The organism is Kribbella sp. CCNWLW201 (genome assembly GCF_037203805.1).
In the GTDB taxonomy this organism is placed as follows: Bacteria; Actinomycetota; Actinomycetes; order Propionibacteriales; family Kribbellaceae; genus Kribbella.
Window position 1 is genome coordinate 134988 of record NZ_JBBCBQ010000015.1, and the last position, 14680, is coordinate 149667.

Sequence of the window (14680 nt, forward strand, 5' to 3'; positions counted from 1 at the left end):
AACGCCCGCCTGCCTGACCTGATCCACCGTTTCCACCAGCACGAGTTTATTCGTCGTCCCAGAAGAGGTGAGCGACGGTGTTGTGGGCCCGGCGGGTGATGCGGAGGTAATCGTCGGAGAAGCGGCTCGATTCGCCCGCCGGGTAGCCGCAGATGTGGGCGACGGCGGCCAGGTCGCGGGGATCCCTCGGCAGCGAGTCGCCGGGGCGGGCGCGGACCAACATGATCGCGTTGCGGATCCGGGTCGCCATCTCCCACGCGACCCGCAAGGTGTCGGCGTCCGCGGCTTCGACCAGCCCGGCCTCGACGGCGGCGTGCAGTGCCCCGAGGGTGCGCGTCGTACGCAGCGCAGGGACCCGGTGGGCCTCGCGCAACTGCAGCAGTTGGACGGTCCACTCGATATCGGCCAGACCGCCCCGGCCGAGCTTGGTGTGGGTGCTCCGATCGGCGCCACGCGGCAGGCGTTCGGCGTCCACCCGCGCCTTGATCCGGCGGATCTCCATCACGTCCCGGTCGCTGACGCCGTTCGCCGGGTAACGCAGCGGGTCGATCAACCCACGGAACGCCTCACACAGGTCGGCGTCCCCGCACAACGGATCGGCCCGCAGCAACGCCTGCGCTTCCCACACCGCCGACCAGCGCGCGTAGTAGGAGGCGTACGACGCCAGCGTCCGGACCAACGGGCCCTGCCGACCCTCCGGACGCAGATCCGCGTCGACCTGAACGGCCGGATCCGCGCCGGGCAGGGCGAGCAGCCGCCGGAACTCGGTCGCGGTCTGGGTGGCGAAATCGGTCGCGGCCTTCTCGTCGGCACCCGGCACCGGATCGTGGACGAACATCACGTCCGCGTCGCTGCCGTACCCGAGCTCGTGCCCACCGAACCGGCCCATCGCGACGATCGACATCCGGGTCGGCTCGGACTGCCCCTTGGCGATCGCCCGCCGGGCCACCTCGAGCGCGGTGGTCAACGTCCCGACCGAGATTGTCGTCAGTGCGTCCCCGACCGCCTCGACATCGAGCAGGCCGGACAGGTCCGCCGCGGCCACCCGGAACAGCTCGCGCCGCCGGACCGCCCGGATCGCGGCCACCGCCGCCTCCGGCTGCTCCTGCCGGCTCGCCGCCGCGGACATCTCGGAGAGCAGGCCGTCCTGCGTCCGTGGGACGAGCTCGCGTTCGTCGGCCAGCATCGCGGTCGCCTCGGGTGCTCGCTGCAGCAGGTCGACGGCGTACCGGCCGCTCGCGAGCAGGTGGGCGAGCCGCTCGGCCGACGCCCCCTCGTCGCGCAGCTGGCGCAGGTACCACGGCGTCGAGCCGAGTGTGTCCGAGATGGTCCGGAACGCGAGCAGCCCGGCATCGGCATCCGGCGATTCCGCGAACCAGCCGAGCATCGCCGGGAGCAGCGCCTTCTGGATCGCCGATCGACGCGACACCCCTTCGGACAGCGCCTCGATGTGCCGCAGCGCCGACGACGGATCGGCGTACCCGAGGGCGGTCAGTCGCTGTTTGGCGGCCTCCGGAGTCAGCCGCACCTCGACGCCGGGGATCCGCGCGACGGCTGCGAGCAGTGGCCGGTAGAAGAGCTTCTCGTGCAGGCGTCGTACCTCGAGAGCGTGCTTCTTCCAGGCCGTGGTCAGGTCGGCGACCGGGTTCTTCGTGAACCCGAGCGACCGGCCGAGCCGGCGCAGATCGGCTTCGTCGTCCGGGACCTGATGGGTACGACGCAACCGGTACAGCTGGATGCGGTGTTCCATCAACCGAAGGAATCGGTACGCGTCGGCCAGGACAGCGCCATCGCGGCGACCGACGTACCCGTTGGCGGTGAGCGACTCCAGCGCGACGAGCGTCGTACCGCTGTGGACCGCGTCGTCGCTGCGGCCGTGGACGAGTTGCAGGAGCTGTACGGCGAACTCCACGTCCCGCAGCCCGCCGGGACCGAGTTTGAGCTGGCGATCGACGTCGGCCGCCGGGATGTGGTCGATCACGCGACGCCGCATCGCCTGCACGTCGTCGACGAACCCGGGCCGGTCCGCCGCCGACCACACCAGCTCGCCCATCTTCTCGGCGTACCGCTGACCGAGCTTCGCGTCACCCGCGACCGGGCGCGCCTTGAGGAGCGCCTGGAACTCCCACGTCTTGGCCCAGCGCTGGTAGTAGGCGAAGTGGCTCTCGAGGCTGCGGACGAGCGGACCCGACTTGCCCTCGGGACGCAGCGCGGCGTCGACCGGCCAGAGCGTGCCTTCGGCGGTGTGGGCCGAGCAGATCCGCATCGCGGCGGCGGCGAGCTGGGTCGCGGTCTTGAGCGCGGGTGCTTCGGGCTCGCCGTCGAGCGGTTCGGCGACGAACAGGACGTCGACGTCACTGACGTAGTTCAGTTCGCGACCGCCGCATTTGCCCATGGCAATGATCGCGAGCCGGCAGTCGGCGGCACCCGGGTGCGCGGCGAAGTACTCGTTGCGCGCGATGTGCAGCGCGGTCTCGAGCGCTCCCCCGGCGAGATCAGCCAGTACGGCGGCCACCTCGTCGACCAGGAGTCCTTCGGCGAGATCCCGCGCCGCAAGCCTGACCAGCAGCCGCCGGTACTCGACCCGCAGCGCATCGACCGGGTTGGGAGCGTCAACAGCGGTAGCGAGTTTGGCCGCGACATCCTCGGCTGACGGACGTACGCCGGCCAACGCCGGATCGGCCAGGTCGTACCAGTGCCTCGGGTGGACGCCGAGATGCCGGCCGAGCGCCTCACTCGCGCCGAGCACGAACACGAGCCGGCGACGGAAGTCGTCGTCCACCTCGAGCGTGCGCGCGAACGCGGGAAGGTCGTACTGGTTGCGGTGCAGCGCCTCTGCCAACCCGCAGAGCCCGTGCAGGGCGAGATCCGGATCAGCTGACTCCGACAGCGTGGTGATCAACGCCTCGGTGACCATCGGACTGCGCGAATCCAGCCGGTCCACATGTTCCAGGGTCACGCCGGCCCGCTGCGGATCCGCGAAGCCCAGCCGAGCCAGCCGCCCTTCCCAGGATCCCCTACGCACCTCGGCCACGCCTGCAGGCTACCCAAGGCTGCCACTTCCAGGCATGCCGCCCCGGTGCCACACTCAAGATCTCGGACGCATCGCAGGGAGATTGCGGTGAATACACGGTGTCGTGTAGCGGATTCGCTCAGTAGTCGGCATGATGGCTTCTCATGGTCATGATGACGGGGTCGCTCGCTGTTCGGGGGTCGGTGGTCTGGTTGACGCCCCAGCAGGGTGGGCGAGTGTCGGGTCCGCCTGAGCCGGACTACGACTACGACTACACAGCCACCGCTTACCTCCCACCGCGCACGGCGGAGGACGGTCAGGCGGGGATCGCATTACGCCGCTTCGCGCCAGGTGCCTGGCGCACCCAGGCCGAGGGGATTCTCGTGCCGGCGAAGGGGAATCGCGCCCAGCAGGTGATCCCCGGCTGCCTCGTGGTGATCACCGAAGGGACCCGCCCGGTCGGCGTGCTCACGGTCGAAGAGGTGCACGCCCTCGCGCCCGACGGATCACCGATCCTGCCGCCGGCGCCCGCCGACTTCACCGCGCCCACGTCCCCGCCGCCGGACGATCCGCCGTACCGGCACTCGACCGCGGCCGCGCGCTGGACCTCGAAGCACGCCTCCGACGACCAACTCGCCAACCTCTGAACACACTCTGTTGCATTACGCCTACTCAGTGTTACCTTCAGAGACATGCGTCGCTGGAAACGGATTGTCGCAGTCCTGCTGGTAGCCGCTGTCGCCCTGATCCTGGAGGGCTGGGCCGCCAGCGCTCAGGCCGCACCGGCGTTGTTCAAGAAATGCACCTACACGCGTACGGCGGACGGCCCGATCAGACCGCCGTACTCGCTGGCTCCGCTGGTCGGCGTCGTGAAGGTGACGGTCGAGACCAACCACGGCACGCTCGTCCTGCGACTCGACCGGCGTAACGCCCCCTGCGCCGTACACAGCTTCACACACCTGGCTCTGGCCCGGTTCTACAACGAGACCCCGTGCCCGCGCCTCACCCGGGCGATCCTCGAGTGCGGCGCGGGCCGGCCTGGCTACCGATTCACCCCGGAACTGACCGGCAAGGAGACCTACCACCGCAGCGTAATTGCCCTAAGCAACAACGGCACAAACAGCAGCGATTTCTTCTTCGTACACACGACAACGGACCTCCCGAAGACCTCCACCATCATCGGTGCCATCAGCAACGGCCTCCCGGTCCTGGACGGCATCACCGCCACTCCGCAGCACCGATCCGCATCCTCAGCGTGCCGGTCGGTTCGGGGGTTGACCCCTCAGGTTGTGGGTTGCCCCCTCAGATTTTGAGGGGGCAACCCGCCAGTTCAGGGGTCAACCCCTCAACTGGCCGCCTCAACTGAAGGCCGGTGGCGGCGTCGCGGTGGTGTGCCCGGATGGGGCTGTCGTCGTGATCTGGGGAGGGTTTCCCACCGATAAGGGGGGACAACCCTCCCCGGTCCCGGCCACCCGGACCCGGATCCGGATCCGGCGACGTCACACCCCTGCGACTGCCATCACCAAAGGCATCCACCCCGACCCTGGCTACACCTCTCCGCGGGATCCGTGTAGCTGCGTCCTTCCCTGGTCGGGGCGGTGAGTGTCAAGGGGCGAAGCTCCCGTAGGGACGCCGACGAAGGAGGCCCCTTGTACGTCGTCCTTCGAGGCAGCCGTGATCAGCGCGGACGCATGCCGCACCGACTAGCACCATCACGCAGCGGAGCCCGCGGAACCACAGTCGCTCTGGCAACCCTCGGAACCACAGTCCCTCGGACGGCCCGCGATACGCACTCGGACAGTGGGAGCGACTACAGGACCGGTAGGAGTTTGTTCAGTTCGAAGGGGGTTACCTGGCGGCGGTAGTCCTGCCATTCGGCGCGTTTGTTGCGGAGGAAGAAGTCGAAGACGTGCTCGCCGAGGGTTTCGGCGACCAGTTCGCTGTCCTCCATTGCGCTGATGGCTTCGGCCAGGCTGCTCGGCAGCGGCTTGATGCCGAGGGCCTTGCGTTCGCGGGACGTCAGCGACCAGACGTCGTCCTCGACCTCCCGGGGCAGCTCGTACCCCTCCTCGATGCCCTTCAGGCCGGCGGCCAGCATCAGCGCGAAAGCGAGGTACGGGTTCGCCGCCGAGTCCAGCGACCGGAACTCGACCCGCGAGGACTGCCCCTTGTGCGGCTTGTACATCGGCACCCGGACCAGCGCGGACCGGTTGTTGTGACCCCAGGAGATGAACGACGGTGCCTCGTCGCCGACGGCGAGCCGCTTGTAGGAGTTCACCCACTGGTTCGTCACCGCGGTGATCTCGGCCGCGTGGTGCAGCAGGCCGGCGATGAAGGCGCGGCCGGTCTTGGACAGCTGGTACTGCGCGCCGCCCTCGAAGAACGCGTTCCGGTCACCCTCGAACAGCGACATGTGAGTGTGCATCCCGGACCCGGGCTGGTCGCTCAGCGGCTTGGGCATGAACGAGGCGTAGATGCCCTGGCTCAGCGCCACCTCCTTCACCACCACCCGGAACGTCATGATGTTGTCCGCGGTGGTGAGCGCGTCGGCGTACCGCAGGTCGATCTCCTGCTGGCCCGGCCCGCCCTCGTGGTGGCTGAACTCGACCGAGATGCCCATCGACTCCAGCATCGTGATCGCCTCGCGGCGGAAGTCGTTGCCGATGCCCTGCGGGGTGTGGTCGAAGTACCCGGAGGAGTCGACCGGCTCGAGCTTCGTCCCGGGATCGCCTGTCAGCGACTTGAACAGGTAGAACTCGATCTCGGGGTGGGTGTAGAAGGTGAACCCGAGGTCGGCCGCCTTCGACAGCGTCCGCTTCAGCACGTACCGCGGGTCGGCGAACGAAGCGGCCCCGTCCGGCATGTTGATGTCGCAGAACATCCGCGCGGTGCCCATCGTCTCGCCCCGCCAGGGCAGGATCTGGAACGTCGACGGGTCCGGCTTGGCCAGCATGTCCGCCTCGGTCACCCGGGCGAACCCCTCGATCGCGGAACCGTCGAACCCGATCCCCTCGGCGAACGCGCCCTCCAGCTCGGCCGGCGCCACCGCCACCGACTTCAAGAACCCGAGTACGTCGGTGAACCAGAGCCGCACGAACCGTACGTCGCGCTCCTCGAGCGCGCGCAGCACGAACTCCTGCTGCTTGTCCATCGGCCAGTCCACCTCTCACTCAGCATCGACCTCAGAGGGCCCTCACACAGTCTGCCTCTGCTCTGTTAAGCAGACGTTACGTGCTGGTGGTGAGATCGCACCTATCAGGGCCTACCGTTGCTGCGTGCAGACGATCTTTCGTGCCGCCCTCCTCGTGGCCGCGATCCTCTGCGTCGCCGACCTGTTGCTCAGCACTGGCCGGTTCGTCCAGTCGGTCCGGGGCAGGCGGCCCGCCGAGCGGGACGTCCTGGGCCGGCGCTGGCTGCCGGTCCCGGAGCTCGGGTTCGGTATGTGCGCCTTCAGCTGCACCGGCCTGGTCACGCTCGGCCTGACCCACCACAACGCCGACGACCTGCCGACCAAGCAGATCCTGCTCGCCGCCCTGGTCTTCGGGTACGCCGGAGCCGTGCTGTCCCGCGTGGTCCGGACACCAGGCCCGGGCGGCCGCCGGTTCCGGCTACGCGCCGGCCTGCTCCTTGGCCTGCCGGCCTTCTTCGGCCTCTTCTTCGGCCTCTCCGGCGTCGCGGTCTGACTCACGCCGGCGCTTGAACCAGGGCACCACCCGCTCCAGCGGCGCGAATGCCAGCCAGCAGACGACCGTCGGCAGGAAGTGGATCAGCAGGATCGCCGTGTTCGCCGCGTGGAACCCCAGGAAGAACAGCGCCCCGAGCAACTGCCACCGCCCCTTGAGCCACAGGATCACCGGTGACAGGAACTCCGCGATGATCCCGACCCACTGCATCACCTGCAGCATCCACGGGTGGTGCAGCAACCACTCTCCGACCGGGTGCGGCCGCCGTACGATCGCCCAGGTCAGGACGGCGCTGCCCGGCCAGGTCAGGGCCCACCCGGCACTCCGCAGCTTCGCAACCGCGGACAGGAAGTACGTCGCGATCACGCAGATCTGCACGCACCGGATCGCCCAGCCGGCCGCCTCGGAGCGGGTTTGATCTCCGTACGACGCCAGGCCGCGCTTGCCGGCCTTGACGGTCGGGAGCACCCAGAGCGCGATCACCAGGGCGAGGTGGTCGTGGTCGACCTTGCCGTCACTCATCCCGATCAGCACCCACCAGGTGAACGCCGGCGCCACGATCCAGCCGGCGATCCGCGGGAAGTAGTTCGTCGCGCCGATCAGGCAGGCCACGATCAGGACGACGTACAGGGTGGTCGTGTTCGCCACCGACGGCTTGGGCAGGTCGAAGATGCGGGCCAGCAGCAACGGCTGGTAGAGGCCGGGATGCTCGCCCTTGAGCCGGGTGTCGCGGACGAACGCGTGCATGTCGAGGATGACGAACAGATAGAGAACGGTCCGCAACCACGCGACCCGGGCAAGCGCGATCGCCGGCGTGAACCAGTTGACGACCCTCACCGCCGTACCTCCCAGGTCGCCAGGACCTCGGGCGTCGGCGGGCCTTCGACCCGGCCCTTCACGAGCTGGGTGGTGTCACGGATCAGCTCGAGCTTCACGTACTTCGGCTTGTCCGGGTGCTTCCTCGCCCACCCGTCCGCGACCTGTTGCAGCAGCGACGGGTCCTTGACGATCTCCCCGGTCCGCGCCTCGATCTCGGCCCGCGCGACGCCGGCACCCTCGATGTTCAGCGGTACGTCGACCGTCGTACCGGCATCGGTCTGGGCGCTGATCCGGGTGTAGGTGATCGACGCGTCGTCCGGCACAGACATCGCGTACTGCGACATCGGACCGAACGGCCAGGCGTCGTCACTGGCTCGCACCGACCCGTTGATCAGCAGTCCGATCCCGACCACGGCAACGAGGACTCGCAGCCCCTTGCCGACCCGCCCTAGCCGGACGTCCCCCGCCGCCCCCTGCCCACTCGTCACGACCGCCATTAGACACCACTCCCGACCGCCGACCGCGGTTTCATCGGACTCGTTGTAGGGAATTTTCTACAACATGACCGCCCCAGAAAGTTTCCAACCTGCCCGGATGTCCCGGCGTACCCTCCTGCGCGGCGCGGCCGCCGGCGGCGTACTGCTCGGTGGCATCACCCTGCCGACCACAACAGCGCACGCCGCACCGGCACCGCGCTGCTACACCCGCACCGAGTGGTCCGCCCGGCCACCCCGGTCCGCCACCCAGGTGATCGCCAAACCCGATCACATCGTCATCCACCACACCGCGAGCCCGAACGTCACCGACTACTCGCTCTCGGCGGCGTACAAGGTCTCGCACTGGATCCAGGACCTGCACATGGACAAGAACGGCTGGATCGATGCCGGCCAGCAACTCACCATCAGCCGCGGCGGCTACCTGATGGAGGGCCGCAGCAAGTCGCTGTCGTCGATCAACAACGGCCAAAACGTCCTCGGCGCCCAGACGGCCAACCACAACAGCCACACCATCGGCATCGAGCACGAGGGCCTCTACACCAGCGTCGACGTACCGACCGCGCTGTTCGACATGTCCGTCCTCACGTGCGCCTGGCTGTGTACGACGTACGGCCTCGATCCGCATGCGGCGATCGTCGGCCACCGCGACTACAACGCGACCCAGTGCCCCGGCAACGTCTTCTACGCCCGGCTGCCCGAACTGCGCGACCGGGTGGCCGCCGTCCTGGGTTGATAGGTGAACCGCCGGATCAGGATCTCGAACGGTCCCCGATAGGCGGCCCGCCGCATCCGCTCGGCCAGCAGAACGGTCGCCAGCCAGGTCGCGACGGCGAGCAGCGCCGTCGTGGTCGTGCTGAGCGTCCGGGACAGATCGAGCAGGTACGGCGTGAAGACGACGGCCCAGACCACTGACTGGGCCAGATAACAGGTCAAGGAGCGCTGACCGACCGCGGCGATCGCCAGGGTGATCCGGCCCTGGCGATTGCCGAGGCGGTGCGCGATCAGCACGATCAGAGCGGCGTACCCGAATCCTCCGATGACGCCGGACGCGTCGTGCAACGGGCCGACGATGGAGAGCGTGTGATCGCTCGGCCGGTCGATCCAGCCGCCGACGACGAGCGACACCGGCAGGGCACCCACGACCGTGACGGTGAGGCCGATGATCGTGGTCGAGCGGAGCAGGGTGAGGTGCTCGGCCGGGCGTTCGAGGATGCGCCGGCGGCCGGCCCACAGTCCGATCAGGAACGGCGTGATGAACCCGATCGGGCCGAGCAGCGCGATGAACGGATGGACGACGATCCGGTCGGCGAACTGGTCGAGCAGGTTCTGCGGCAGCATCGAGGGATCGGGCGGGTCGGTCGCCGTCGACAGCGAATCGCCGCTCGGCAGCGACGAGACCACCAGCACGAACGCGGCCACGATGAACAGCCAGCGGTCCTTCCAGCGCAGCGCCCAGACGCCGAGGAAGAGGAGTACGCCGTACGCCGCGAGGATGTCGCCGACGTACAGCAGCATCGCGTGCAGGAAGCCGAGGGCGACCAGCACCAGGCTGCGTCGCCGGAGCAGCTTCCGGATCGGCTTCCACTCCTTCCCGGACTCGCGCTGCCGGCGGACGATCTGCGCGACGCCGTACCCGAACAGCAGCCCGAACATCGGGAAGGCCCGCCCGTCGACCAATGTCGAGATCAGGAACCCGACCACCCGGTCGACCACCGAACCGTCCATCGGGAATCCACCGAAGATCGAGGCGCCCTGGACGAAGTAGTGCGAATTCGCCAGCGCGATGAACAGGAGCATGAACCCCCGCGCCAGGTCAGGCCCCAGCGCCCGCTCGGTCAACCCCGTCGGCCCACCCTGATCAGTCATGTTCCCCAGTGAATCGGCCGCTCGGGCCTGTCACATCCACCGAAAGTCAGCAACCTGGGCAACCTTGGTCGTGTCCTGATTTGATCAACGAGTACATCGAGCGTGGATTAGAGCCAGGGAACCAGTAATGTGCTCCCGTGCCTCAGCTTCGGGTTGCCCTCGCTCAGCTCAATGTGACCGTCGGTGACATCGACGGGAACGCTGAGAAGATCGTCGCGTGGACCCGCAACGCCGTCGAGCGGGGTGCGCACGTGGTGGCCTTCCCGGAGCTCGCGCTGACCGGCTACCCGGTCGAGGACCTGGCGCTGCGGGCCTCGTTCGTGGACGCCTCGCAGGCCCGCATCCACGACCTCGCCACCCGGCTGGCCGACGAAGGTCTCGGCGACATCGTGGTCGTCTGCGGCTACCTCGACCGCGCCACCGGTACGGCGATGGGCGTCGACCGACTCGGCCGTCCCAAGGGCTCCCCCACCAACAGCGCGGCGGTGATCCACCAGGGTCGCGTCGTCACCAGTGCGGTCAAGCACCACCTGCCGAACTACGGCGTCTTCGACGAGTTCCGGCACTTCGTCCCCGGCAGCACCCTCCAGGTGATCCGGATCCACGGTGTCGACGTCGCCTTGGTCATCTGCGAGGACCTCTGGCAGGACGGCGGCCCGGTCGCGGTGACCAAAGCCGCCGGCGCCGGACTACTTCTGGTTGTGAACAGTTCGCCGTACGAGGCCAACAAGGACGACGTCCGCGGCGAGCTGGTCAGCCGCCGGGCCCGCGAGGCCGGCTGCCCGCTGGCCTACGTCAACCTGGTGGGCGGACAGGACGAGCTGGTCTTCGACGGCGACTCGCTGATCGCCGATGCCGAGGGCGCGGTGTTCGCCCGCGCCCCGCAGTTCGAGCAGGGCAGCATGGTGGTCGACCTCGACCTGCCCGCCCCGGCCGGTACGCCGTCCGGTTCGCATGAAGGCATCGACATCGTCCACACCGTGATCCACGAGGACGCGCTGGCGCCGTACGAACCGATCGCCGCGGCCGTCGCGCCCCGGCTCGCCGACGAGGCCGAGATGTACGGCGCGATCGTGACCGGACTGCGCGACTACGTGCAGAAGAACGGCTTCAAGTCGGTCCTGCTCGGGCTGTCCGGCGGCATCGACTCGTCGCTGGTCGCCGCGATCGCTTGTGACGCCGTCGGGTCCGAGCATGTCTTCGGCATCTCCAACCCGAGTGTGTACTCCAGCGAACACTCCCGCGACGACGCCGCCGAGCTCGCCGCACGGACCGGCTTGAACTATCGGGTGGTGCCGATCCAGCCAATGGTGCAGCCGTTCATCGACACACTCGGCCTGACCGGTCTGGCCGAGGAGAACCTGCAGGCGCGGGTCCGGGCGGTGATCTGGATGGGCCTGTCGAACGCCGACGGCCACCTGGTGCTTGCCTGTGGCAACAAGTCCGAGCTGTCCGTCGGCTACTCGACCATCTACGGCGACGCGGTCGGCGGGTACGCACCGCTGAAGGACGTCCCGAAGACGCTGGTGTGGCGGCTGGCGAAGTGGCGCAACGCGGACGCGAAGGCGCGCGGGCAGCAGCCGCCGATCCCGGAGAACTCGATCGCCAAGCCGCCGTCGGCGGAGCTGCGGCCCGGTCAGCAGGACACCGACTCGCTGCCGCCGTACGACCTGCTCGACGACATGCTGGACGACTACGTCGAGCAGGACCGGGGCAGTGCCGAGCTGGTCGCGGCCGGGTTCGAGACCGAGCTGGTCAGTAAGGTGATCCAGCTGGTCGACCGGGCGGAGTACAAACGGCGGCAGTACCCGCCGGGCCCGAAGATCACTCACAAGGCTTTCGGCCGGGACCGCCGGCTGCCGATCACGAACGCCTGGCGTGAAGACGCCCGCAAGGCGGCACACGTGACCGCGGACGACGGTCCGGCGACACCGGTGACAGATGAGGCTGTCCCGGTGACTGGTGAGGAGGCACGGAAGGTGGCGGAGAGCACTGACTGATCCCTGGCGGTACCGCCCGACCTCCGACAGTCCGTGGGGCTCCACCGAGGAGCACACGGACCGCTCCGGCCTGCCCGCGGACGATGTGAGCGATCGCTCAACCGCAGCCGGTAGCGCTCACCCTCCGCAACGGTGGGACGATGAAGGCATGGTTGACAACTTCACGTCGGCCGGTACCCAGGACGACGACGAGCTGCCCTCGCCGTACGGGACCGGACCGAAGAACCGGACAACCGAGGAGCATCGCCGCTCGGACTACGGCGAAGACAGTTGGCGGGACCGCGGCAACGGCCTCGGTCTCGACCCGTCGCCGTCACTGCCGAACGCCCCCAGGTCGTACGAACGCGGCCCGGTGCCCCAGCAGCCGTACGTCCCGAAGCCTCCGTACCTGCCGGCATCACCTCCGCCGCCACCCGTGCAGCAACCACAGCAGCCGCGGTACGGCGATCAGCAGCCGCCCCGCCCGTACGGCGACCAACCGCAGGGACGCGCGCCCGGCGACCAGCGGCCCGAGCACTACGGTGAGCAGGGGCAGGCTCGTGGGGACGAGTCGCCGTTCGGTCAGTTCCAGGAGCAGAGCCCGTTCCGGCCGCAGCAGCCGCAGACACCGATCGGCCCTCGGCCACAGCAGGGTCGGCCGAGCCCGTTCGGCCCGGGTAGTAACGGCGTACCGCCGAACCGGCCGCAGCAGCCGCCGAGCGCACCTGCAGCGCAGCAGCAGCCGCAGCGCCCGCCTGCTCCTCCGCATGCCGGCAACAACGGTCTGACTCAGCACGCGCCCGCACCGCACGGCTCCAACGGGACCAGCAATGCGAGCTGGAGCGGTCCCGCTCCTGCGCCTGCTGCGCAGAACGGAGTGCCTGCACACAACAACGGCGTCACTCCGCAGCCGCCGCAGAGCGGGCCGAGCCAGGCACCTCCACCGGCTCCTCCGCGGCAGCAGAACCAGCAGCCGCCGCAGCGGCCCGTGTCGCCTCCGGCTCCGGCTCCGGGCAACTACCCGGTCGACACCCCGACCATCACGGCGTACCTGCCGGAGATGCTGGAGGGCAAGTACGGGCAGGAGTCCGGCGGTCAGTCGGACAACGGCTACCCGTCCGACCCGAGTGCGGAGTACGAGAGCAACGCGCCGGTGAGCGAGGAGCCCAAGCGTCTCGGCGCACGGCGACGTGCGGGCGTCCAGCAGGACGCACCGAGCCAGGTGTCGAACGAGCACACCGGTTCACACCGTGCCCGGCGGGCTCAGGCCGGCGGGGGCGAGGCTGGCGATGCTCCCGAACCGACGGCTGCAGATGCTCCCGCGCCGGCAACGGCACAGGTGAGCGGTCCTGCACAGGCTCAGGCCTCCACCGGGTCTTCGAGTTCGAGTGGGGCGTCGGCGGCAGGTCCGAGCGAGGGCAGTAAACGACCGCGCCGGTACCGCATCCACCACCTCCGCGACATGAAGAACCGTGGCGAGAAGTGGGCGATGCTGACGGCGTACGACCAGTACACCGCCGAGATCTTCGACCAGGCCGGCATCCCGGTCCTGCTGGTCGGCGACTCCGCCGCGAACAACGTCTTCGGCTACGAGACGACCCTGCGGGTCACCGTCGACGAGCTGATCCCGCTGGCCCGCGCGGTCGCCGGTGCCGTCGACCGCGCACTGGTCGTCGCCGATCTGCCGTTCGGCTCGTACCAGGCGTCACCAGAGCAGGCCTTCCACACCGCCGTACGGTTCATGAAGGAAGCCGGCGTACACGCGGTCAAGCTCGAGGGCGGGCGGACCGTCGTACCGATGGTGGAGAAACTGACCCAGTCCGGAATCCCGGTGATGGCGCACATCGGCTTCACGCCACAGAGCGAACACAGCATCGGCGGATACCGGGTCCAGGGTCGCGGCGACCAAGCGGCCGGCTTGATCGACGACGCGATCGCCCTGGCCGACGCCGGCGCGTTCTCCGTCGTCCTCGAAATGGTGCCGGGCGACGTCGCAGCGGAGATCACCAAGCGCGTCACCATCCCGACCATCGGCATCGGCGCCGGCCGCGACACCGACGCCCAGGTCCTGGTCTGGCAAGACATGGCCGGCATGCGCTCCGGAACCATGCCCCGCTTCGTCAAGCAGTACGCCGACCTCCGCGGCATCCTCACCACAGCAGCCACCACCTACGCCGCCGAAGTAGCCACCGGCACCTTCCCCACCGACGAACACACCTTCTAGGAGATCACCCAGGCGCGCCATGCGGGCACTCCTGCGTCACGCCCGCTCCGCGCGCTCCCACCGAGTTCCTCGCGGGCGTAGCGCCCACGACCTACCCCCTCCTACCTCGCGCGACCGCCGGGCAGGCGACCGTCCGCATAGGCGCGGGTAACCACCGCAGCCGACAGGCCGACCCCCCGGCGACGTCGCCTACCTGAATACCGGCGAAGGATGCCCGTATCTGGCACTAACAGCCGCCATCCCCACAGGGCCCACCCAACTGTCCAGAACCCTTGGCACAGACCACTTGTGTGCTGTCGCCCGCGCCTTGCTGGCTGCTCGCCCGCGACTTGCGCACGCCCGCGTCGCGTGCGGCCCCAGGCGGCCTGGCACCAACTGCGGCCCGACGCGCTTACCACTTTCCGCAGCTCATCCTGTGTGACGTTTCCCCTTGTGGATAAGGGATTCTGCCACCTCTTGGAGTTGGCCGATCCCGTGAGGTGACCTAAACTAGAACACATGTTCGACGGAGATCTGACCACGCTCTCGACGACCGACCTGCTGGCCTCGGCCGCCGACCACCGCGCCGAGGCCAACCGGGCCGACGCCCGGCTCCTCGT

The 14680-nt window shown here is 68.9% G+C and carries 11 protein-coding genes; 6 read left to right on the plus strand and 5 right to left on the minus strand.

Going from position 1 to position 14680, the window contains the following annotated elements:
- Positions 1-46: 46 nt before the first annotated feature.
- Entirely contained in the window at positions 47-3034 is a 2988-nt protein-coding gene (locus tag V9K99_RS39850) for a bifunctional [glutamine synthetase] adenylyltransferase/[glutamine synthetase]-adenylyl-L-tyrosine phosphorylase (RefSeq protein WP_337009858.1), read from the minus strand.
- 215 nt (positions 3035-3249) lie between these two features.
- Between V9K99_RS39850 and V9K99_RS39855 the strand changes: the two genes are divergently transcribed.
- Both V9K99_RS39855 and V9K99_RS39860 read left to right on the plus strand, forming a co-directional pair.
- Complete coding sequence (locus tag V9K99_RS39855) at positions 3250-3660, plus strand: hypothetical protein (RefSeq protein ID WP_337009860.1); 411 nt, start codon at positions 3250-3252, stop codon at positions 3658-3660.
- A 45-nt stretch (positions 3661-3705) separates the two neighbouring features.
- Positions 3706-4326: a peptidylprolyl isomerase gene (locus tag V9K99_RS39860; RefSeq protein WP_337009862.1), complete on the plus strand. Its 621-nt coding sequence runs from the start codon at positions 3706-3708 to the stop codon at positions 4324-4326.
- Positions 4327-4823: 497 nt separating this feature from the next.
- Here the strand turns inward: V9K99_RS39860 and glnA are convergent, their stop codons facing one another.
- Positions 4824-6164: a type I glutamate--ammonia ligase gene (gene glnA / locus V9K99_RS39865; protein WP_337009864.1), complete on the minus strand. Its 1341-nt coding sequence runs from the start codon at positions 6162-6164 to the stop codon at positions 4824-4826.
- A 124-nt stretch (positions 6165-6288) separates the two neighbouring features.
- Here glnA and V9K99_RS39870 point away from each other — a divergent pair, with 124 nt between their 5' ends.
- Positions 6289-6696 carry a hypothetical protein gene (locus V9K99_RS39870; RefSeq protein WP_337009866.1) on the plus strand — a complete coding sequence of 136 codons (408 nt, stop codon included), beginning with the start codon at positions 6289-6291 and terminating at the stop codon, positions 6694-6696.
- Here the strand turns inward: V9K99_RS39870 and V9K99_RS39875 are convergent.
- Together V9K99_RS39875 and V9K99_RS39880 are read right to left on the minus strand one after the other, a co-directional pair.
- Positions 6622-7533 carry an HTTM domain-containing protein gene (locus V9K99_RS39875; protein WP_337009868.1) on the minus strand — a complete coding sequence of 304 codons (912 nt, stop codon included), beginning with the start codon at positions 7531-7533 and terminating at the stop codon, positions 6622-6624. The two genes, V9K99_RS39870 and V9K99_RS39875, sit on opposite strands and share 75 nt — an antisense overlap.
- Positions 7530-8012, minus strand: a complete 483-nt coding sequence (locus V9K99_RS39880) for a hypothetical protein (RefSeq protein ID WP_442914764.1) — start codon at positions 8010-8012, stop codon at positions 7530-7532. Before V9K99_RS39880 ends, V9K99_RS39875 begins: the two co-directional genes overlap by 4 nt.
- A 97-nt stretch (positions 8013-8109) precedes the next feature.
- Here V9K99_RS39880 and V9K99_RS39885 point away from each other — a divergent pair, with 97 nt between their 5' ends.
- Positions 8110-8745 (plus strand): peptidoglycan recognition protein family protein, encoded by a 636-nt coding sequence (locus V9K99_RS39885; protein WP_337009872.1) that lies wholly within the window; start codon positions 8110-8112, stop codon positions 8743-8745.
- Here the strand turns inward: V9K99_RS39885 and V9K99_RS39890 are convergent.
- Positions 8694-9878 carry a DUF418 domain-containing protein gene (locus V9K99_RS39890; protein ID WP_337009874.1) on the minus strand — a complete coding sequence of 395 codons (1185 nt, stop codon included), beginning with the start codon at positions 9876-9878 and terminating at the stop codon, positions 8694-8696. The genes V9K99_RS39885 and V9K99_RS39890 overlap by 52 nt on opposite strands.
- Positions 9879-10015: 137 nt before the next feature.
- On the opposite strand from V9K99_RS39890, the gene V9K99_RS39895 reads away from it, so the two are divergent.
- Both V9K99_RS39895 and panB read left to right on the plus strand, forming a co-directional pair.
- Positions 10016-11878: an NAD+ synthase gene (locus tag V9K99_RS39895; protein ID WP_337009877.1), complete on the plus strand. Its 1863-nt coding sequence runs from the start codon at positions 10016-10018 to the stop codon at positions 11876-11878.
- Positions 11879-12026: 148 nt separating this feature from the next.
- Complete coding sequence (panB, locus tag V9K99_RS39900) at positions 12027-14081, plus strand: 3-methyl-2-oxobutanoate hydroxymethyltransferase (protein WP_337009879.1); 2055 nt, start codon at positions 12027-12029, stop codon at positions 14079-14081.
- Positions 14082-14680: the final 599 nt, after the last annotated feature.

Coding starts and splice junctions, on each gene's coding strand:
- V9K99_RS39860 (WP_337009862.1), top strand. CDS start 3,706: ATGCGTCGCTGGAAACGGATTGTCGCAGTCCTGCTGGTAGCCGCTGTC.
- glnA (WP_337009864.1), bottom strand. CDS start 6,164: ATGGACAAGCAGCAGGAGTTCGTGCTGCGCGCGCTCGAGGAGCGCGAC.
- V9K99_RS39880 (WP_442914764.1), bottom strand. CDS start 8,012: ATGGCGGTCGTGACGAGTGGGCAGGGGGCGGCGGGGGACGTCCGGCTA.
- V9K99_RS39885 (WP_337009872.1), top strand. CDS start 8,110: ATGTCCCGGCGTACCCTCCTGCGCGGCGCGGCCGCCGGCGGCGTACTG.
- V9K99_RS39890 (WP_337009874.1), bottom strand. CDS start 9,878: ATGACTGATCAGGGTGGGCCGACGGGGTTGACCGAGCGGGCGCTGGGG.
- panB (WP_337009879.1), top strand. CDS start 12,027: ATGGTTGACAACTTCACGTCGGCCGGTACCCAGGACGACGACGAGCTG.